This is a genomic window from Pseudomonas sp. GW821-FHT07B01, from assembly GCF_059419065.1.
This window is the reverse complement of record NZ_JBWKRA010000014.1, coordinates 90,592-109,597: the sequence shown is the minus strand read 5'-3', so window position 1 is coordinate 109,597 and position 19,006 is coordinate 90,592. Positions and strand designations below refer to the sequence as shown.

The 19,006-nt window shown below is 61.1% G+C and carries 17 protein-coding genes; 11 read left to right on the top strand and 6 right to left on the bottom strand.

Translation table 11 applies throughout. The annotated features are described in order from the left end of the window. Nucleotides 1–44: 44 nt before the first annotated feature. The 5 genes from AC07S6_RS17045 to AC07S6_RS17025 form a co-directional block, all read right to left on the bottom strand. Nucleotides 45–755 carry an rRNA pseudouridine synthase gene (locus AC07S6_RS17045; protein ID WP_106111045.1) on the bottom strand — a complete coding sequence of 237 codons (711 nt, stop codon included), beginning with the start codon at nucleotides 753–755 and terminating at the stop codon, nucleotides 45–47. A gap of 207 nt (nucleotides 756–962) precedes the next feature. Further along, entirely contained in the window at nucleotides 963–1,433 is a 471-nt protein-coding gene (locus AC07S6_RS17040) for a GNAT family N-acetyltransferase (protein ID WP_236281434.1), read from the bottom strand. Nucleotides 1,434–1,533: 100 nt separating this feature from the next. After that, a complete protein-coding gene (gene rimO / locus AC07S6_RS17035) occupies nucleotides 1,534–2,874 on the bottom strand; it encodes a 30S ribosomal protein S12 methylthiotransferase RimO (protein WP_003231334.1) in 1,341 nt (446 codons plus the stop codon). Between the two features lie 181 nt (nucleotides 2,875–3,055). Next, nucleotides 3,056–3,391 (bottom strand): addiction module antidote protein, encoded by a 336-nt coding sequence (locus AC07S6_RS17030; protein ID WP_014717185.1) that lies wholly within the window; start codon nucleotides 3,389–3,391, stop codon nucleotides 3,056–3,058. Next, nucleotides 3,388–3,711, bottom strand: a complete 324-nt coding sequence (locus tag AC07S6_RS17025; RefSeq protein WP_495112667.1) for a type II toxin-antitoxin system RelE/ParE family toxin — start codon at nucleotides 3,709–3,711, stop codon at nucleotides 3,388–3,390. The genes AC07S6_RS17030 and AC07S6_RS17025 overlap by 4 nt, the downstream gene beginning before the upstream one ends. A 415-nt stretch (nucleotides 3,712–4,126) precedes the next feature. Between AC07S6_RS17025 and AC07S6_RS17020 the strand changes: the two genes are divergently transcribed. The 4 genes from AC07S6_RS17020 to AC07S6_RS17005 all read left to right on the top strand — a co-directional run bounded on the left by AC07S6_RS17020 (nucleotide 4,127) and on the right by AC07S6_RS17005 (nucleotide 8,301). Further along, nucleotides 4,127–6,028, top strand: a complete 1,902-nt coding sequence (locus AC07S6_RS17020) for a potassium transporter Kup (RefSeq protein ID WP_032903268.1) — start codon at nucleotides 4,127–4,129, stop codon at nucleotides 6,026–6,028. Between the two features lie 135 nt (nucleotides 6,029–6,163). Beyond that, nucleotides 6,164–7,270, top strand: coding sequence for an NADH:flavin oxidoreductase/NADH oxidase (locus AC07S6_RS17015; protein WP_032903266.1), 1,107 nt, complete (start codon nucleotides 6,164–6,166; stop codon nucleotides 7,268–7,270). Nucleotides 7,271–7,373: 103 nt separating this feature from the next. After that, complete coding sequence (locus AC07S6_RS17010; protein WP_201491239.1) at nucleotides 7,374–7,910, top strand: GNAT family N-acetyltransferase; 537 nt, start codon at nucleotides 7,374–7,376, stop codon at nucleotides 7,908–7,910. 205 nt (nucleotides 7,911–8,115) lie between these two features. After that, on the top strand, nucleotides 8,116–8,301 hold the full coding sequence (locus AC07S6_RS17005; RefSeq protein ID WP_014717190.1) for a hypothetical protein: 186 nt from the start codon (nucleotides 8,116–8,118) through the stop codon (nucleotides 8,299–8,301). A 54-nt stretch (nucleotides 8,302–8,355) separates the two neighbouring features. On the opposite strand, the gene AC07S6_RS17000 is transcribed toward AC07S6_RS17005, so the two are convergent. Next, on the bottom strand, nucleotides 8,356–9,981 hold the full coding sequence (locus AC07S6_RS17000) for a glucan biosynthesis protein D (RefSeq protein ID WP_495112666.1): 1,626 nt from the start codon (nucleotides 9,979–9,981) through the stop codon (nucleotides 8,356–8,358). 304 nt (nucleotides 9,982–10,285) lie between these two features. On the opposite strand from AC07S6_RS17000, the gene AC07S6_RS16995 reads away from it, so the two are divergent. The 7 genes from AC07S6_RS16995 to AC07S6_RS16965 all read left to right on the top strand — a co-directional run bounded on the left by AC07S6_RS16995 (nucleotide 10,286) and on the right by AC07S6_RS16965 (nucleotide 18,967). Next, nucleotides 10,286–10,993, top strand: coding sequence for a tellurite resistance TerB family protein (locus AC07S6_RS16995; protein WP_034126502.1), 708 nt, complete (start codon nucleotides 10,286–10,288; stop codon nucleotides 10,991–10,993). A 599-nt stretch (nucleotides 10,994–11,592) separates the two neighbouring features. Beyond that, nucleotides 11,593–13,215, top strand: a complete 1,623-nt coding sequence (locus AC07S6_RS16990) for a methyl-accepting chemotaxis protein (protein ID WP_014717193.1) — start codon at nucleotides 11,593–11,595, stop codon at nucleotides 13,213–13,215. After that, complete coding sequence (locus tag AC07S6_RS16985; RefSeq protein WP_034126504.1) at nucleotides 13,215–13,727, top strand: chemotaxis protein CheW; 513 nt, start codon at nucleotides 13,215–13,217, stop codon at nucleotides 13,725–13,727. Before AC07S6_RS16990 ends, AC07S6_RS16985 begins: the two co-directional genes overlap by 1 nt. Further along, entirely contained in the window at nucleotides 13,724–14,986 is a 1,263-nt protein-coding gene (locus tag AC07S6_RS16980) for a CheR family methyltransferase (RefSeq protein ID WP_495112665.1), read from the top strand. Before AC07S6_RS16985 ends, AC07S6_RS16980 begins: the two co-directional genes overlap by 4 nt. Beyond that, nucleotides 14,983–15,684, top strand: a complete 702-nt coding sequence (locus tag AC07S6_RS16975) for a chemotaxis protein CheW (protein ID WP_034126506.1) — start codon at nucleotides 14,983–14,985, stop codon at nucleotides 15,682–15,684. Before AC07S6_RS16980 ends, AC07S6_RS16975 begins: the two co-directional genes overlap by 4 nt. Further along, nucleotides 15,681–17,960 (top strand): hybrid sensor histidine kinase/response regulator, encoded by a 2,280-nt coding sequence (locus AC07S6_RS16970; protein ID WP_495112664.1) that lies wholly within the window; start codon nucleotides 15,681–15,683, stop codon nucleotides 17,958–17,960. Before AC07S6_RS16975 ends, AC07S6_RS16970 begins: the two co-directional genes overlap by 4 nt. Beyond that, entirely contained in the window at nucleotides 17,957–18,967 is a 1,011-nt protein-coding gene (locus AC07S6_RS16965) for a chemotaxis response regulator protein-glutamate methylesterase (RefSeq protein ID WP_130174755.1), read from the top strand. Before AC07S6_RS16970 ends, AC07S6_RS16965 begins: the two co-directional genes overlap by 4 nt. Nucleotides 18,968–19,006: the final 39 nt, after the last annotated feature.

Sequence of the window (19,006 nt, the reverse complement as noted above, 5' to 3'; positions counted from 1 at the left end):
GATGACACCGCCGGAATCAGGCGGTGTCGGGAAAAGGGAACGGCTTAAAACTTTTCTTTGCCGGACAGGTAACGCCATTGGCCCACTGGCACCTTGCCAATGGACACGCCGCCGATGCGGATGCGGCGGATGGCGATGACTTTCAGGCCAACGGCTTCGCAGAACAGCGCGATCACGCCGGGTTGCGGGTTTTTCAGCGCAAAGCGCAGGCGGTTCTCGTTCTGCCAGCTGGCTTTGACGGCAGGCAGCTCTTTGCCTTTGTAGGTCAGGCCGTGGTTCAGGCGGTTAAGGCCGTGGGCAACCATGTCGCCTTCGACTTCCACCACGTATTCCTGCTCGATCTTGGCGGCATCGGCGGTCAACTTGCGCAGAATCTTCCAGTCCTGGGTGAACACCAGCAGGCCACTGGCCTTGGCTTGCAGGTCGGCGCTGGCGCTCAGGCGCAGAAAGTGCCCCTTGAGCGGACGCTTGCCGAAGCGGTGCTCTTCAGAAAGGGTTTCGGCGCTGATCGAGGCCATGGCGGTTTCAGCATCCACGCCTGCGGGGGCGTGCAGCAGGATAGTCACCGGCTCTGGCGCGGTGGCTTTAGCTTCCGGGTCCAGCTCGACTTTCTCGTCAGTGACCTTGAACTGCGGCTCGTCGATCACTTCGCCGTCCACCGAGACCCAGCCGCCTTCGATAAACAGCTCAGCCTCCCGACGGGAGCAACCGACCAGTTCGATAAGGCGTTTGGAGAGGCGTATGGGGTCAGTCATGACAAGGGCCGTAACAAAAGGGGGCCACTATTGTACCTGCCTGGCGCCGGTTAATCCCGGCCCCATTTCAGCACATGGGCCATAACAATTACTTAACTGACACAACACGGGTTAAATGTGGGAGCTGGCTTGCCTGCGATGGCGGTATACCAGCACCGGATGGGTAGACTGACCCGACGCCTTCGCAGGCAAGCCAGCTCCCACAGTTCAGGCATTACGGGCCTGTTGCTGCTGGCGCAGACGCAGGTGCAACAACGGATAAGGCTGCCCAAGCCCATCATGGTCCGTTCGCCCGATCACCTCGAAGCCTTGCTTGAGGTAAAAACCCAGGGCCTGGGGGTTCTGTTCGTTGACGTCCAGTTCATCGGCATTCATGTGTTCGATCGCGTAACCCAGCAATTGCCGGCCCAGTCCCTGGCCACGGTGGTGCGGGTCGATAAACAGCATTTCCACTTTGCCCCCCGACACTCCGGCGAACCCGGTGATGCGTTGGCATGAGTCCTTGGTGCAGATCAGCATGACCGCATCGAGGTAGCGGGTCAGCACCAGGTTTTTCAACATGTCGATATAGCTGTCCGGGAGGAAGTCGTGGGTGGCGCGTACCGAGTCCTCCCAGATCTGCACCAGGCGCGTGTAGTCGCTGGTTTTAGGTGTGTGAATCACCGAATGCTGACGCATACCCGCTGTCCCTTGCTGTATTCGGGGTTGATGGACAATACGATAGACCTAAAAAAGCCCCGCATCTTCTCAGAGGCGAGGCTTTTTTATCACCGTGCGATCAGTCGCGCTTTTCAGCCCACAAGTCGTACTCGTCGGCGTCGGTCACAGTGCACCAGACTTTGTCACCCGGCTTCAGGCCGCTGGCATCGTCGATAAACACGTTACCGTCAATTTCAGGGGCGTCGAAGAAGCAACGACCCACCGCGCCTTGCTCGTCGACTTCATCGATCAGCACTTCGATTTCCTTGCCGATGCGCAGTTGCAGGCGTGCCGAGCTGATGGCCTGCTGGTGCGCCATGAAGCGCTCCCAACGGTCTTGCTTGACGTCGTCCGGTACCACGGCCAAGTCCAGCAGGTTGGCGGGTGCACCTTCCACCGGCGAGTACTGGAAGCAACCGACGCGGTCCAGCTGCGCTTCGGTCAGCCAGTCCAACAGGTACTGGAAGTCTTCCTCGGTCTCGCCGGGGAAACCGACGATGAAGGTGGAGCGGATGATCAGCTCCGGGCAGATCTCGCGCCAGTTCTTGATGCGTGCCAGGGTCTTGTCTTCGAACGCCGGGCGTTTCATCGCCTTGAGCACTTTCGGGCTGGCGTGCTGGAACGGGATGTCCAGGTACGGCAGGATCTTGCCGGCGGCCATCAACGGGATCAACTCGTCCACGTGCGGGTACGGGTAAACATAGTGCAGGCGCACCCACACGCCCAGGCTGCTGAGGGCTTCGCACAGCTCGGTCATGCGGGTTTTCACCGGCGCGCCGTTCCAGAAGCCGGTGCGGTATTTCACATCGACGCCGTAAGCGCTGGTGTCCTGGGAGATCACCAGCAGCTCCTTGACGCCAGACTTGACCAGGCGCTGGGCCTCATCAAGCACATCACCGACCGGACGGCTCACCAGCTTGCCGCGCATCGACGGGATGATGCAGAAGCTGCAGCTGTGGTTGCAGCCTTCAGAAATCTTCAGGTACGCGTAGTGACGCGGGGTCAGCTTGATGCCCTGGGGCGGCACCAGGTCGATCAGCGGGTTGTGGTCCTGACGTGGCGGCACCACTTCGTGCACGGCGTTGACCACCTGCTCGTACTGCTGCGGGCCGGTCACGGCCAGCACGCTCGGGTGCACGTTGCGGATATTGCCTTCTTCCACCCCCATGCAGCCGGTCACGATGACCTTGCCGTTTTCCTTGATGGCTTCGCCGATCACTTCCAGGGATTCGGCCTTGGCCGAGTCGATGAAGCCGCAGGTGTTGACCACCACCACATCGGCGTCCTGGTAAGTGGACACGACGTCGTAGCCTTCCATACGCAATTGCGTGAGGATGCGCTCGGAGTCGACAAGCGCCTTCGGGCAACCCAGGGAAACAAAGCCAACCTTGGGGTTGGCTTTTGCGATGGTGGTGGACATGTCTAACCTCGGTATTGAATGACGCTGCCGGTCGTGCACGACAAGGCAACGGATGGGCGCTTGGTGCGCCTCTGATCAAAAAGTGCGCAATTCTATCGGTGGGCAACGCACTTGACCAGCTTTATGCAGGGAAATACGACGAGTGCTGCGCCGGGTCATCCCCATAGCCACTGGCGCGCGCTTAAGCCCGGATGTCTTGTTCGGTTCGGTGCGATACCACTTTAGACATGCCCACACCTAACGCCTGGAGGACTTTAAGCAAAGTGGAGAGCTTAGGATCGCCGCCGACGCCGATGGACCTGTAGAGGTTTGCTCTATTGAGTCCTGTGTTCTGCGACAAGCTGAGCATCCCACCACGGGCTTCCGCCACTCGACGGATAGCGACAAGGAAAGCGTCCTCGCCACCGGCTTCATCTATTTCCTCAAGCGCGACAGATAAATATTCGAGGGCGAATGCTTCGTCGTTGCGAAGCATTTCCAGAACGCTATCTTCGTGCGGGCGGGTACGAATGGTCATTTTTGCTGCACCTTGTAAGATTTCCAGAGAGCCTTGGCCTGATCGATATCGTTCTGCTGTCTGGCCTTCGAACCACCGCCCAATAGGAAAATGATTTTTCGATCCTGGACGGCGTAATACAAGCGAAACCCCGGGCCGAAATCGAGCTTCATCTCAAAGACCCCATCACCCACTGGCTCGGTAACGCCAAAGTGACCAAGGGACGCTCGATCCACTCTGGTGGTGATTCTTGCTTTCGAACGCGTGTCCTGCACTGTATCCAGCCAAGCCTGGAAGATATCCACGCCGTTGATTGACAGTACGTGTTTCACTTCGTACATGAGGAGTGTACCTTAAAAGAGACAGTCCGATAGTTGAGTTTTTATATCGACTGCGCGCCATGCGAATGCACGACTGACTGATCAGGTAATCCGGCCAAGGCGCTCCTGCTCACACCACCCAGGCAGCACGACTGAGCCGGGCCAGGAATATACGGTTGGCCGTAAATGTGATCAATGCAGGCAAAAAGGCGCCAAAGTGCTGCTGTGCCCGCTATGACTGATTGCCTAAAACGACACCCCGTTCACTTGAACGGGGAAATGCGACGAGTGCTGCGCTATGCTTCGCGCCGTTACGCTCGGGTAAAGCCCTTGGGTCAATAAAACGTCTGTTACGAGAAGTAAAACAGCGCATGCTAGGGTCAGCTTAGAAGCGCTGTTTATAAAAGACCTCAGGTCAAAAGGGCAGGAGTGGTTGATGGGTCAGGCAAGTAGTCAGGCAGCAGGTGCCGAGCATTCAAAAGCCAAGCCGATTGGCATGCTGGTGGCGGCGGTCGGGGTGGTTTATGGCGATATCGGGACCAGCCCGCTGTACACCCTTAAAGAGGTGTTCAACGGTGGTTATGGGGTGCAGGTCAACCATGACGGCGTCCTGGGGATCCTGGCGCTGATCTTCTGGTCGCTGATCTGGGTGGTGTCGATCAAGTACGTGCTGTTCGTGCTGCGTGCCGACAACCAGGGCGAGGGCGGCATCATGGCTCTCACCGCGTTGGCCCGGCGAGCTGCCGGCAAGCACACGAAATTGCGCAGTTTCCTGGTGGTGTGTGGCCTGTGTGGCGCGGCGTTGTTCTACGGCGACAGCATGATCACCCCGGCAATTTCGGTGTTGTCGGCCATCGAAGGCTTGGAACTGGCGTTCGACGGCCTGGAAAAATGGGTGGTGCCCATTGCCCTGGTGGTGCTGGTGGCGCTGTTCCTGATCCAGAAACACGGCACCGACCGCATCGGCAAGCTGTTTGGCCCGGTGATGGTGACCTGGTTCCTGGTGTTGGGCGGCCTGGGGGTGTACGGCATCCTGCAGCAACCCGAAGTGCTCAATGCGCTGAACCCGGCATGGGGTGTGCGCTTCTTCATGGTTCACCCCGGTATTGGCGTGGCGATCCTCGGCGCGGTGGTGCTGGCATTGACCGGCGCTGAAGCGTTGTACGCCGACATGGGCCACTTCGGCCGCAAACCCATCGCCCGCGCCTGGTTCCTGCTGGTGCTGCCGGCGCTGGTGCTGAACTATTTTGGCCAGGGCGCGATGCTGCTGGGCGATCCGGAGGCGGCGCGCAACCCGTTCTACCTGCTGGCGCCGAGCTGGGCACTGGTCCCGTTGGTGGGCTTGTCCACCATGGCCACGGTGATTGCTTCCCAGGCGGTGATTTCCGGCGCGTTCTCGTTGACCCGCCAGGCGATCCAGCTGGGTTACATCCCGCGCATGCATATCCAGCACACCTCCAGTGCCGAACAGGGCCAGATCTACATCGGTGCAGTGAACTGGTCGTTGATGGTCGGCGTGATCTTGCTGGTGCTGGGTTTCGAATCCTCCGGCGCTCTGGCCTCGGCCTACGGTGTAGCGGTGACCGGCACTATGCTGATGACCACCATCCTGGTATCGGCGGTGATGCTGCTGCTGTGGAAGTGGCCACCGGTGCTGGCCGTGCCGCTGTTGCTCTGCTGCCTGTTGGTGGATGGCCTGTTCTTCGCCGCCAACGCGCCGAAGATCGTCCAGGGCGGCGCCTTCCCGGTACTGGCCGGGATCGTGCTATTCGTGCTGATGACCACCTGGAAGCGTGGCAAGCAATTGCTGGTCGGCCGTCTCGACGAGGGTGGCCTGCCGTTGCCGATCTTTATCAGCAGTATCCGCGTACAGCCGCCCCATCGCGTTCAGGGCACGGCGGTGTTCCTCACCGCGCGGCCCGACGCCGTGCCCCATGCTCTATTGCATAACCTGCTGCATAACCAGGTGCTGCATGAGCAGGTGGTACTGTTGACCGTGGTTTACGAAGACATTCCACGGGTGCCAGCGGCGCGACGCTTCGAGGTGGATGCCTACGGCGAAGGCTTCTTCCGCGTGATCCTGCACTTCGGTTTCACCGATGAGCCGGATGTGCCTGAAGCGCTGAAACTGTGCCATCTGGATGACCTGGACTTCAGCCCGATGCGCACCACCTACTTCCTCAGCCGTGAAACGGTGATTGCCTCGCGCATCAAAGGCATGGCCCGTTGGCGCGAAGTGTTGTTTGCCTTCATGTTGAAAAACGCCAACGGCAACTTGCGGTTCTTCAAACTGCCGGTCAACCGTGTGATCGAGCTGGGCACCCAGGTCGAGATGTAAGGCGCTGCCTACCGGGAGCCGGCAATCGGCTCCCGCTTTCCTTCTGAACCCTGTGCAAACGATGGTTGTCGACTAGGCTGGTAGGAGCGAGCTCGCTCCTACAAAAATGCCTATGAAGCCCAGAAGAGGTGCGCCATGAGTCAGCTGCTCGAACCTTATACCCTGCGCCAATTGACCCTGCTTAACCGCATCGCGGTTTCACCCATGTGCCAATACTCCAGCGACGATGGCCTGGCCAATGACTGGCACCTGGTGCATCTCGGTAGCCGGGCCGTGGGTGGCGCCGGGCTGATTTTTACCGAGGCCACGGCGGTGACCGCCGATGGCCGTATCACCGCCCAAGACCTGGGCCTGTGGAACGACGCTCAGATCGAACCATTGCGGCGCATCACCCGTTTTATCGCGGCCCAGGGCGCGGTGGCTGGGATCCAGCTGGCCCATGCCGGGCGCAAGGCCAGCACCCATCGGCCATGGATCGGCAAACACGGCAGCGTCAAGCCGGAGGAGGGCGGCTGGGTGCCGGTGGGGCCTTCGCCAATTGCGTTTGACCCCAATCACACCCAGCCCAAGCCATTGGACGAAGGGCAGATCCAGCAAGTAATCGCCGACTTTGTCGCCGCCGCCAGGCGCGCCTTGACCGCAGGCTTTGAAGTGGTGGAAATCCACGCCGCCCACGGGTACCTGCTGCACCAGTTTCTCTCGCCGATCAGCAACCAGCGTCAGGACCACTACGGCGGCTCCTTCGAAAACCGCATTCGCCTGGTGCTGGAAGTCACCAAGGCCGTGCGCGCCGTGTGGCCTGAGGAGTTGCCGCTGTTTGTGCGCGTGTCGGCCACCGATTGGGTGGAAGACGGTTGGAACCCGGATGAAACCGTGGAGTTGGCGCGCCGTCTGAAAGACCTCGGGGTGGATCTGATCGACGTGTCGTCCGGTGGTACCGCCGCCAATGCCGAGATTCCTACCGGCCCCGGCTACCAGACGCGCTTCGCCGAGCGCGTGCGCAAGGAGTCGGGCATGGCCACCGGCACGGTTGGCATGATTACCGAACCGGCCCAGGCCGAGCATATCCTGCGCACTTGCCAGGCCGACATCATCTTCCTGGCCCGGGAACTGCTGCGCGACCCGTACTGGCCTTTGCATGCCGACGATGATCTGGGTGGGCGCAAGGCCATCTGGCCCGCGCAATACCAACGGGCCACCCACCGCGACCAGCCGATTCATGAGTCGGATCTGCGCGATTGATCCTGCACACGGCCCTACCGGACCCACCCTGACACGGTGGGTTTTTTCTTGCTCGCGTTTATAGGAAGGCTGATCCTCGGCGGTTGTTAAGCAGGAGAAGCTTATGCTGGTGGAACGCGCGTTAACCGAAGACGATATCCCTTTGCTGGCAACCATCGATCGTACGGAGCTGATCCCGGCGTGCTATCGCATGGACTGCGGCGAACTGGTGTTGTATGCCACACATCATGATATGCGCGGCTGGCCCGAAGGCGAGGCTGAACAGGATGCGGTGGCGCTGCGTGCCTGCCTCCAGCGCGGCGGGTGGTTGTGGGGCGTATTCGACGGCCCGGTGCTGGTCGCCGCAGTGGTGGTGGACAATCGGTCCTTCCATCACCAGGGCTTGCTGATGCGGCAGTTGAAATTCCTGCATGTCAGCCATAGTGCCCGCGGTACTGGTCTGGGCGGTCGGTTGTTGGCGCTGGCTTGTGAGCACGGCCGGCAAGTGGGGGTCCAAGCGCTCTATATCTCGGCGACGGAGTCGCGTAACACCGTGGACTTTTACCTGCGCCATGGTTGCCATTTGTTGCAGCAACCCCACGCTGAGCTTTATGCGCAAGAACCGCTAGACATCCACCTGTATCGACCCCTGCGTGAGTAATGGCTGTAGGCTTTTATTACCGACGTTATTTTTTTAAGTTAATACTCTAAAAAAATCCCACGAATGGTGAGATAGTTTCTACGCTAAGGGTAAGCCCGACTCCTGGCCCAGGGAGACAGGCGGTTGGTCCGCGAAGCCGTTGCGCTTCCCGGGAGTTGGGAAATGGGCACCAGGAGTGTTTGACTGATATCAGGAGTAGCGGTCCATGGCCAAGTCCTATGGCGTAGCGGGTGCGGTGGCGTCTTTTCTGAGTCGCCGGATGTCCTTGCGGGGTCGAAGGTTGAGTTCAGATGAGATGGAGTTGCTGGTGCAATACCGGGCGCTGACCGAGAGCGATCAGGTGGCGATGCGCTATCTGATTGGCGCGATGAAAAGCGTGTCGCGATTCTGAGCCAAATCCGATCATTCCCACGTTATTGCGTGGGAATGATCGTGCAGTGTGGCATCAGGTGTATTTGCGTTGCTCTGGGGCAGGTGGGAAGTACTGATACAGCCAGGTTTCACTGAGGGTGCGGTCCTGGGTTCGTATAAACAGGCGCAATTCGACGGGTTCCACGCTGTCGCTGGTGGGGTACCAGTCGAACAGGATGCGGTAGCCCTTGATGTTGTCCAGCACCAGCACACTGAAGTCCTTCACCTCACCATGGGAACAGGTCACCACGGGCTCGATGCCGGTGCCCGCTGGCAGGCGATCCAGGCCGCCGCCCTTGAAGTCCACGGCGAAACGCCGCGCCCATACCTTCGGATAATGCTCGCCGGGTGCCCAGCCTTCGGTAAAGCCGCCCATGCCGGAACGGGTCGCATCGACCTGTGCCAGCGGCGTGCTCACTGGCGGCAGTGCGCTCCAGTACAGCTTGTAGCCGTAGTTGAGCGAATCACCGGCGGCCACAGGCTTTTTCGGGGTCCAGAAGGCCACGATATTGTCCAGGGTTTCGCCAGTGGTGGGGATTTCCAGCAAGTCGATGGAGCCTTCGCCCCAGGCCGTGGTCGGTTCAACCCACAGGCTTGGGCGTTTGCTGTACCAGTCGACGGTGTCCTGGTAGCTGGCGAACTCATGGTCGGTCTGCACCAGGCCGAAGCCTTTGGGGTTGGTATCGGCGAACGCGTTGAATTGCAACTTGGCCGGGTTGTTCAGGGGCCGGCAGATCCACTCGCCGTTGCCGCGCCACATGGCCAGGCGGTCCGAGTCGTGGATTTGCGGGTGGATGGTGTCGCACATGCGGCGCTCATGGGTGCCGCAGCTGAACATACTGGTCATGGGCGCGATGCCCAGTTGCTCGATGGCGGTGCGCGCATTGATGTGCGCGTCGATCGCCATCACCACTTGGTTGGCCTGGCAGTCGATATCGAAGCGGTAGGCGCCGGTGGCGCTTGGCGAGTCGAGCAGGGCGTAGACCACAAAGCGCGTGGCGTTCTTGTCCGGAATTTCGAACCAGAACTGCGTGAAATCGGGGAATTCCTCGCGTTTTTTCGCGTAGGTATCAATCGCCAGGCCACGCGCCGAGAGGCCGTACTGGCCGGTGGAATCCACCGCACGGAAGTAGCTGGCGCCGAGAAACGACAGCACGTCATGGCGGTCCAGCTCCGGCGCCTTGAACAGCTTGAAACCGGAGAAACCCAGGTCGCCGGTCAATTGCTGGGTGTCCACCGTGGTTTTTTCATAGTTGAACAGTGAAGGGCGAAAATGCACTTCGCGGGCCTCACGGGTCTTGGGGTCGACGCTGTGCATGCGCACCGGCGTCTTGAAGCCCATGCCGACGTGGAAGAACTGCACGTCCAGTTGGCCGTTCAACTCCTTCCACAGCGAATGGTTACGGTCATAGCCGATGGCGTTGAAATTCTGCGGGGTCATGGTGGCCAGGGTCGGCGGCAGCACCTGCTTAGTGTCCTGATAGCCACGGGTGGCCAATTGCTTGGCCTGGGCCTTGAGCGATTCGAAATCGAACGCCACGGCCTTGCCATCGGCAGCCCGATTCCCGGCCCAGGCCTGCGCGGCCAGCAGGCCACTGGCGGACAAACCGGTGTAAGCCGCAATGGCCATGGATGCTTTGAGCAAATTCCTGCGGTGCATAGAGACAACCTGTCGTGAGCAAATCCCGCGCCGTTCCTGGCACGTAGCGGATCAGAAATAACGGTTCGGACATGCCTTCGGCCAAACGCAACGGACAATAAACAGACGCCGGATAGCTTAAGCGGTTCGATGAGCAAGGCAAATTGATTGATGGCGGGATGATGGCGTTGCATGTGCAACAAGACATTTCCAGCATCGCAGGAGGACGTTACATCTGGAAGCACTCTAGATCGCGGCTTTTTGGCACTTAGTTTTACGCTGGAGGCCTATTGGTCCTACGAACCCAAGTGTCTGGAGGCTACGAATGAATACCCGTGGATTGCTCGATCAGTTGCTCAAGTCTGGCCAGGACATGTTGCAAAACAAGGCCGGCGGCCAACGCAAATCCAATGACAAGGGCGCCCTCGGTGGCTTGCTCAGCGGTGGCGGGCTCGGCAGCATGCTCGGCGGTGCCGGCGGCGGCGCCCTGGCGGCGGGGGCCATGGGCTTGCTGCTGGGCAATAAGAAAGCCCGCAAATTCGGCGGCAAGGCGCTCACCTACGGCGGCCTGGCCGCACTGGGTGTGATTGCCTACAAGGCTTACGGCAACTGGCAAGCCCAGCAGGCCAGCGCGCCCCAAGGCGAGCCGCAAACCATCGACCGCCTGCCGGCTGACCAGGTGGAGCAACACAGCCAGGGCATTCTCAAGGCACTGGTGGCCGCGGCCAAGGCTGATGGGCATGTGGATGAGCGCGAGCGCGCCTTGATCGAAGGCGAATTTACCAAGCTGGACAACGACCAGGAGCTGCAACACTGGCTGCACGCCGAACTCAACAAGCCCCTGGACCCCACCGACGTCGCCCGCGCCGCCAGCACCCCGGAAATGGCCGCCGAAATGTACATCGCCAGCGTGATGCTGGTGGATGAGGAAAACTTCATGGAAAAAGCCTACCTGGACGAACTGGCCCGCCAACTGAAACTTGAGCCCGGCTTGAAGCTTGAGTTGGAAAAACAAGTGCGGCTTAACGCATAAACAAGGCCGCACGCCAATCAAAATGTGGGAGCGGGCTTGCTCGCGAATGCGGTAGACCAGTCACTCTATTTATGACTGACTGACGCCATCGCGGCATAGGTATCAACACCCTAACCACGATGCGAAGCGAGGTGCCGAGTGGTGGGGCAAGAGCCCTTTTGGTTACTTTTGGCTGGGCCGGCATTCCGGGCTCTTTTCCAAAAGTGACCCGCTGTAAAAGCGGAACCCTAAGTAGCCGTTACCGCAGCAATGGATATGTACACAATCCAACTGTGTTACCTGCCAGGCCGTCTTCGCGAGCAAGCCCGCTCCCACAGTTGGATCGCGGGGTGTCTGGTAGATAAGCGTTGCCGCCATCGCAGGCAAGCCAGCTCCCACATTCAGACCGTGGGGGGCAGGTGGGTAGGCGTCGGCTGTCAGGCCGTCACGGGAGCAAGCTCCCTCGCCACAGGTCCAGCGCCGTACCAAAATTGTGTAGATAGCTGTGGCCAACGCGAGCACATCTGCATTCTGTGCACTGCACATCAAAAGCCTTGATAAAAGCGCGCAGCCGCTCAGCTATACTCCCCTCCATTTGAATGGCCCTGCGAGGAATTACTGTGAAGAACTGGACCCTGCGCCAAAGGATTTTGGCGAGCTTTGCGGTAATTATCGCGATCATGCTGCTGATGGTCGTGGTCTCGTATTCGCGCTTGCTGAAAATCGAAATCAGCGAAAACTCAGTGCGGGACGATGCGGTGCCCGGGGTGTTTTTCAGCTCGATGATTCGCAGCGCCTGGGTCGACAGCTACCTGCAAACCCAGGAGTTGGTCGGAATCCACGAGAACCAGGGCATTTCCGAAACCGACAAACAGGATTACAAGTCTTTCGAAGCTCGGCTTGAGCAGCATATGGCCAGCTACGCGGGGACGATCAATATCACCCAGGATCGCACCGAATTCGATGCCTTCGAAAAACTGCACCAGAGCTACAACCAGATTCTCGCCCAGGTTTTGGCGGCCCATCAGAGCAATAACGCCGCCGAAGCACTGAGGTTGTTCAACGAGCAACTGACCCCCGCCTGGACAGCAGGCCGCATGAAGCTCAATGACATTATCAACGAAAACAAACAGGTCGCCGACAACGCCACCGCCGCCATCGATGATGCGGTAGCGGCCGCGAAGATCAGCATGGGCGTCTCGCTGTTGCTGGCGATTCTCGCCGCCGCGCTGTGTGGCCTGTTGCTGATGCGCGCGATCATGGCGCCGATGCAGCGCATCGTTCAAATCCTCGAAGTCATGCGCACCGGTGACCTGAGCAAGCGCCTGAACCTGGAGCGCAAGGACGAATTCAACGCGGTTGAAACCGGCTTCAACGACATGATGACCGAGCTGACTGCCCTGGTGTCCCAGGCGCAGCGTTCATCGGTGCAGGTCACCACCTCGGTCACCGAGATTGCCGCGACCTCCAAACAGCAACAGGCGACCGCGACAGAAACCGCAGCCACCACCACCGAAATCGGCGCCACTTCCCGCGAGATTGCCGCCACGTCCAAGGACTTGGTCCGCACCATGACCGAAGTGTCCACCGCCGCCGACCAGGCCTCGGTGGCTGCCGGTTCCGGCCAGCAGGGCCTGGCCCGCATGGAAGAAACCATGCACTCGGTGATGGGCGCCGCCGACCTGGTCAACGCCAAGCTGGCGATCCTCAATGAGAAGGCCGGCAACATCAACCAGGTGGTAGTCACCATCGTCAAGGTGGCCGACCAGACCAACCTGTTGTCCCTCAATGCTGCGATCGAGGCTGAGAAAGCCGGTGAGTACGGCCGCGGCTTTGCCGTGGTTGCCACCGAAGTGCGCCGCCTGGCCGACCAGACCGCTGTGGCGACCTACGACATTGAGCAGATGGTGCGTGAGATCCAGTCGGCGGTGTCGGCAGGGGTGATGGGCATGGACAAATTCTCCGAGGAGGTGCGCCGCGGCATGTCTGAGGTGCAGCAAGTGGGCGAGCAACTGTCGCAGATCATCCATCAGGTACAGGCCCTGGCGCCGCGGGTGCTGATGGTCAACGAAGGCATGCAGGCCCAGGCCACCGGTGCCGAGCAGATCAACCACGCGCTGGTGCAATTGGGCGATGCCAGCAGCCAGACCGTCGAATCCCTGCGCCAGGCCAGCTTTGCCATTGATGAACTGAGCCAGGTTGCGGTCGGTCTGCGCAGCGGCGTCTCGCGTTTCAAAGTCTGATGAGCGAACTCGCGGCTAAACGCGGTGCCGTCCCGGCAGCGAAAAAGGCGTTGTTTCTGGTGTTTCGCATCGGCAACGAACGCTTTGCCCTCAAGGCCACGGAAGTGGCCGAGGTGCTGCCGCGCCTGGCGCTCAAACCTATCGCCCAAGCGCCCTTGTGGGTGGCGGGTATCTTCGCCCATCGTGGGGTGCTGGTGCCGGTCATCGACTTGAGCGCCCTGACGTTCGGCACTTCGGCTCAGGCGCGTACCAGCACGCGCCTGGTGCTGGTCAATTACCAGCCGCAGCCCTGGAGTGAGGCGCGTTGGCTGGGGCTGATTTTGGAACAGGCCACCGACACCCTGCGTTGCGACCCCGCCGAATTCCAGCCCTATGGCCTGGACAACCGGCAGGCGCCGTACCTGGGGCCGGTGCGTGAAGATGCCCAGGGCTTGATGCAGTGGATTGGCGTTGCGGATCTGTTGACCGCGCCAGTGCGCGCCTTGCTGTTTTCCGCCGAGTTGAGCCTATGAGCAATGACCCGCGGTTTTTCGCGTTTTTGAAAGAACGCATCGGCCTGGACGTCGCTTCGGTGGGCGAGGCGATTATCGAACGCGCGGTGCGCCAGCGCTGCCAGTCGTCCCAGTCGCAGTCGGCGGAGGCTTACTGGCAACACCTGCAAACCTCCCATGACGAGCAGCAGGCGCTGATCGAAGCGGTGATCGTCCCCGAGACCTGGTTTTTCCGCTATCCCGAATCCTTTGCAACCCTGGCCCGCCTGGCCCAGGTGCGTCTGGCCGAGATCAATCAGCTGCGCGCCCTGCGTATTCTCAGCCTGCCGTGTTCGACGGGCGAAGAACCCTATTCGATTGCCATGGCCTTGCTCGATGCGGGGTTGGCGCCCCACCAGTTCAAAGTGCAGGGCATGGATGTCAGCCCGCTGTCGGTGGAGCGCGCGCGGCGGGGCGTGTACGGCAAGAACTCGTTTCGCGGCGCCGACCTTGAGTTTCGTGACCGCCACTTCACTGAAGACGCAGGTAATTACCGCATCGCCGACCGGGTGCGCGAACAAGTGCGCCTGCAAGTCGGCAACTTGCTGGACCCGGCACTGCTGGCGAATGAGCCAACCTACGATTTTGTGTTCTGCCGCAACTTGCTGATCTACTTCGACCAGCCGACCCAGAAACAGGTCTTTGATGTGCTCAAGGCATTGACTCACGTAGACGGTGTGCTGTTTATCGGCCCGGCCGAGGGCAGCCTGCTGGGGCGCCACGGCATGCGCTCCATCGGCGTGCCGCAGTCCTTTGCCTTCAGTCGGCATGTAGAACCGGCCGCGCCGGCTGCACCTGTGATCAAACCGACGCCCGCGCCGCTACCGCAGCGCAGGGCGGCGCCGATACCGCTCAAGCCGCGACCGTTCAGCTCGGTCACCCCCCACGTGCCACCGGTCAAAGCTACGCATACCGATGCAGGGGATCTGCTCAGCCAGATCGCAACCCTGGCCAACGAGGGCAAAAGTGCCGAGGCCCGAGCGGCCTGCGAGCGGTATTTGAGCAGTCACCCGCCGGCCGCCCAGGTGTTTTACTGGTTGGGGCTGCTCAGCGATGTGGCTGGCAGTGCCCTGGAGGCCCAGGGGTATTACCGAAAAGCTCTGTATCTGGAACCGCAGCATCCCCAGGCCCTGATGCACCTGGCCGCGTTGCTCGAGTCCCAGGGTGACAGTGTCGGCGCGCGTCGTCTTCAGGCACGCGCCGCCCGTAGCGAGCGAGCTGACAGTGAGACCAAACGATGAGTAGCCCTGACGCGCTCGACACCGCAGGCCTGGACCTGACGCTGACCGATACCCAAGCCATTGACGACTGTTGGAACCGCATCGGTATTCATGGCGACAAGTCCTGCCCGTTGTTGGCCGAGCATATCCACTGCCGCAATTGCTCGGTGTATTCCGCCGCCGCCACACGCCTGCTCGACCGCTACGCACTGCAACAGGACGACCATCACGCGCAGGCAACTGCCGAAGCGGATAACGAGGTGGTCACCCGTTCGCTGTTGATGTTCCGCCTCGGCGAAGAATGGCTCGGTATCGCCACCCGTTGCCTGGTGGAAGTGGCGCCGCTGCAGCCGATCCACTCGCTGCCGCACCAGCGTTCCCGAGCGCTGCTGGGCGTGGCCAACGTACGCGGGGCGCTGGTGGCGTGCCTGTCACTGGTGGAACTGTTGGGCCTGGACAGCACCAGTGCCGGCGCCAGCGGCGGGCGGATCATGCCGCGCATGCTGATCATCGCTGCCCAGGACGGTCCGGTCGTGGTGCCGGTGGATGAAGTAGACGGCATCCATGCCATCGATGAGCGCACCTTGAAGGCCGCATCGGTGTCCGGTACACAGGCCAGCGCACGCTACACCCAAGGCGTGTTGCAGTGGAAAGGCCGCAGCCTGCGCTGGCTGGACGAAGCGCAATTGTTGTCCGCCGTGACCCGGAGCCTCGCATGACCCCCGACCAGATGCGCGATGCCTCGCTGTTGGAACTGTTCAGCCTGGAAGCCGATGCGCAGACCCAGGTGTTGAGCGCGGGCCTGCTGGCGCTGGAACGCAACCCGACCCAGGCCGACCAGCTCGAAGCGTGCATGCGCGCCGCGCATTCACTTAAAGGGGCGGCGCGGATTGTCGGCGTGGATGCCGGCGTCAGCGTGGCCCACGTCATGGAAGACTGCCTGGTGAGTGCCCAGGAAGGCCGTCTGTATCTGCAACCTGAACATATCGACGCATTACTGCAAGGTACTGACCTGCTGATGCGTATCGCTACCCCAGGCAATGATGTGGGGCCGGCGGATATCGAGGCGTACGTAGCGCTGATGGAGCGCTTGCTCGATCCCTCGCAGCCGATTGCGACGCCCGCGCCAAAACCCGAACCCATCCCCGCGCCGCGGGTTGACGCATTGCTGCTGGAGCCCGAGCTGGAGCCTGCGCCACCGCTCGGCAGTGACGCGCCGCGCCAGAACAAACGCATGACCGAAGGCGGCGAGCGCGTGCTGCGGGTGACGGCTGAGCGCTTGAACAGTCTGTTGGACTTGTCCAGCAAATCCCTGGTGGAAACCCAGCGGCTCAAGCCGTACCTGGCCAGCCTGCAACGCCTCAAGCGCATTCAAAGTAACAGCTTGCGTGCGCTGGATGCCCTGGACGGCCAGCTCAAGTCGCTGGATCTGAACCTGGAAGCCCAGGAGGCCCTGACCGATACCCGTCGCCTGCTGAGTGAAGCCCAGGCCCTGCTGGCGGAAAAAAACGCCGAGCTGGATGAGTTCGGCTGGCAGGCCGGCCAGCGCGCCCAGGTGCTCTACGACACCGCATTGGCCTGCCGCATGCGACCGTTTGCCGATGTGCTGGCCGGGCAGGTGCGCATGGTGCGTGACTTAGGTCGCAGCCTGGGCAAGCAAGTGCGCCTGGAGATTGAGGGCGAAAAGACCCAGGTCGACCGGGATGTGCTGGAAAAACTCGAAGCGCCGCTCACCCATCTATTACGCAATGCGGTCGATCACGGCATCGAAACCCCTGAGCAACGCGTGCTCGCTGGCAAGCCGGCGGAAGGCTTGATTCGCCTGCGTGCGTCCCATCAGGCCGGGTTGTTGGTGCTGGAATTGAGCGATGACGGCAACGGTGTCGACCTCGAGCGCCTGCGCGGCACCATCGTCGACCGCCATCTGTCGCCGGTTGAAACGGCCCTGCGTCTGAGTGAAGAAGAACTGCTCACGTTCCTCTTCTTGCCAGGGTTCAGCCTGCGCGACAAAGTCACCGAAGTGTCCGGGCGCGGGGTCGGTCTGGACGCGGTGCAACATATGGTTCGTCAGCTGCGCGGCGCGGTGGTGCTGGAGCAGACTGCGGGGCAGGGCAGCCGCTTCCATCTTGAGGTGCCGTTGACCCTGTCGGTGGTGCGCAGCCTGGTGGTGGAAGTCGGCGAAGAAGCCTATGCCTTTCCCCTGGCGCATATCGAACGCATGTGCGACCTGGCGCCCGACGACATCGTGCAGTTGGAAGGCCGCCAGCACTTCTGGCATGAAGGCCGACACGTCGGCCTGGTTGCCGCCAGCCAGTTGCTGCAGCGCCCGCCGGGGCAGACCCCTTCAGATACCTTGAAAGTGGTGGTGATCCGCGAACGCGATGCCGTGTACGGGATTGCCGTGGAGCGCTTTATCGGCGAGCGCACGCTGGTGGTGTTGCCGCTGGATGATCGCCTGGGCAAGGTCCAGGACATTTCTGCCGGGGCCTTGCTCGATGACGGCTCGGTGGTGTTGATCGTCGATGTCGAAGACATGCTGCGTTCAGTGGACAAGCTGCTCAATACCGGGCGCCTGGAGCGCATCGCCCGACGCAACCAGCAGGCCACCGAAGCGCCGCGCAAGCGCGTGCTGGTGGTGGACGACTCACTGACGGTGCGCGAGCTGCAACGCAAATTATTACTCAATCGTGGTTATGAAGTCGCTGTTGCGGTCGATGGCATGGATGGCTGGAACGCATTGCGCTCCGAGGACTTCGACCTGCTTATCACGGATATTGATATGCCTCGCATGGACGGTATTGAATTGGTCACACTTTTGCGCCGTGACAGTCGCCTGCAATCGTTGCCGGTGATGGTGGTTTCCTACAAGGATCGTGAAGAAGACCGCCGCCGTGGCCTCGACGCCGGGGCCGACTATTATCTAGCCAAAGCCAGTTTCCATGACGACGCCTTGCTCGACGCCGTGGTTGAACTGATTGGAGGCGCCCGGGCATGAGGATTGCGATCGTCAATGACATGCCCCTGGCGGTGGAGGCCTTGCGCCGCGCCCTGAGTTACGAGCCCGCCCACGAGGTGGTATGGGTGGCCAGCAATGGCCTGGAAGCGGTACAGCGTTGCGCCGAGCTGACCCCGGACCTGATCCTGATGGACCTGATCATGCCGGTGATGGATGGGGTGGAGGCCACCCGGCAGATCATGGCCGACACGCCTTGCCCGATTGTGATCGTCACTGTCGACCGCCAGGCCAACGTCAGCCGCGTATTCGAAGCCATGGGCCACGGCGCCCTGGATGTGGTGGACACCCCGGCACTGGGCGTTGGCAACCCCAAGGATGCGGCCGCGCCCCTGCTGCGCAAGATCCTCAATATTGGTTGGCTGATCGGCCAGCGCGGCACGCGGGTGCGTGCCGAAACCCCGCCGCAGCGGGTCACCGGCAAGCGTCAACGGCTGGTGGCCATTGGTTCTTCGGCTGGTGGGCCGGCGGCACTGGAAGTTCTGCTCAAGGGTTTGCCCCGGGATTTTCCCGCCGCCATCGTGCTGGTACAGCATGTGGACCAGGTCTTCGCCGCCGGCATGGCCGAGTGGCTGAGCAGCGCTTCCAGCCTGCCGGTGCGCCTGGCCTGTGAGGGCGAGCCGCCTCAACCCGGCGTGGTATTGCTGGCCGGCACCAACCACCATATTCGCTTGTTGAAAAATGGCACGCTAGCCTATACCGCAGAGCCGGTGAACGAGATTTACCGGCCCTCCATCGACGTGTTTTTCGAAAGTGTCGCCAGTTACTGGAACGGTGACGCCGTCGGCGTGCTACTGACCGGCATGGGGCGCGACGGGGCCCAGGGCCTCAAGTTGATGCGCGAACAAGGATATTTGACCATCGCCCAGGATCAGCAAAGCTCGGCGGTGTACGGCATGCCCAAAGCGGCGGCGGCGATTGATGCTGCTGTTGAAATTCGCCCACTGGATAGAATTGCGCCCCGATTGCTGGAGGTCTTTGCAAAATGAACAAAAATCTCCCGCCGTGCTGGCTTGCAGGTAGTAATT

What these genes read in the sequence shown, in the direction of transcription:
- AC07S6_RS16985 (WP_034126504.1), top strand. Translation starts at nt 13,215, where the DNA reads ATGAGCGAACTCGCGGCTAAACGCGGTGCCGTCCCGGCAGCGAAAAAG.
- AC07S6_RS16970 (WP_495112664.1), top strand. Translation starts at nt 15,681, where the DNA reads ATGACCCCCGACCAGATGCGCGATGCCTCGCTGTTGGAACTGTTCAGC.
- AC07S6_RS17040 (WP_236281434.1), bottom strand. Translation starts at nt 1,433, where the DNA reads ATGCGTCAGCATTCGGTGATTCACACACCTAAAACCAGCGACTACACG.
- AC07S6_RS17030 (WP_014717185.1), bottom strand. Translation starts at nt 3,391, where the DNA reads ATGACCATTCGTACCCGCCCGCACGAAGATAGCGTTCTGGAAATGCTT.
- AC07S6_RS17025 (WP_495112667.1), bottom strand. Translation starts at nt 3,711, where the DNA reads ATGTACGAAGTGAAACACGTACTGTCAATCAACGGCGTGGATATCTTC.
- AC07S6_RS17010 (WP_201491239.1), top strand. Translation starts at nt 7,374, where the DNA reads ATGCTGGTGGAACGCGCGTTAACCGAAGACGATATCCCTTTGCTGGCA.
- AC07S6_RS17020 (WP_032903268.1), top strand. Translation starts at nt 4,127, where the DNA reads ATGGGTCAGGCAAGTAGTCAGGCAGCAGGTGCCGAGCATTCAAAAGCC.
- AC07S6_RS17015 (WP_032903266.1), top strand. Translation starts at nt 6,164, where the DNA reads ATGAGTCAGCTGCTCGAACCTTATACCCTGCGCCAATTGACCCTGCTT.
- AC07S6_RS16995 (WP_034126502.1), top strand. Translation starts at nt 10,286, where the DNA reads ATGAATACCCGTGGATTGCTCGATCAGTTGCTCAAGTCTGGCCAGGAC.
- AC07S6_RS17000 (WP_495112666.1), bottom strand. Translation starts at nt 9,981, where the DNA reads ATGCACCGCAGGAATTTGCTCAAAGCATCCATGGCCATTGCGGCTTAC.
- AC07S6_RS17005 (WP_014717190.1), top strand. Translation starts at nt 8,116, where the DNA reads ATGGCCAAGTCCTATGGCGTAGCGGGTGCGGTGGCGTCTTTTCTGAGT.
- AC07S6_RS17045 (WP_106111045.1), bottom strand. Translation starts at nt 755, where the DNA reads ATGACTGACCCCATACGCCTCTCCAAACGCCTTATCGAACTGGTCGGT.
- AC07S6_RS16965 (WP_130174755.1), top strand. Translation starts at nt 17,957, where the DNA reads ATGAGGATTGCGATCGTCAATGACATGCCCCTGGCGGTGGAGGCCTTG.
- AC07S6_RS16975 (WP_034126506.1), top strand. Translation starts at nt 14,983, where the DNA reads ATGAGTAGCCCTGACGCGCTCGACACCGCAGGCCTGGACCTGACGCTG.
- rimO (WP_003231334.1), bottom strand. Translation starts at nt 2,874, where the DNA reads ATGTCCACCACCATCGCAAAAGCCAACCCCAAGGTTGGCTTTGTTTCC.
- AC07S6_RS16980 (WP_495112665.1), top strand. Translation starts at nt 13,724, where the DNA reads ATGAGCAATGACCCGCGGTTTTTCGCGTTTTTGAAAGAACGCATCGGC.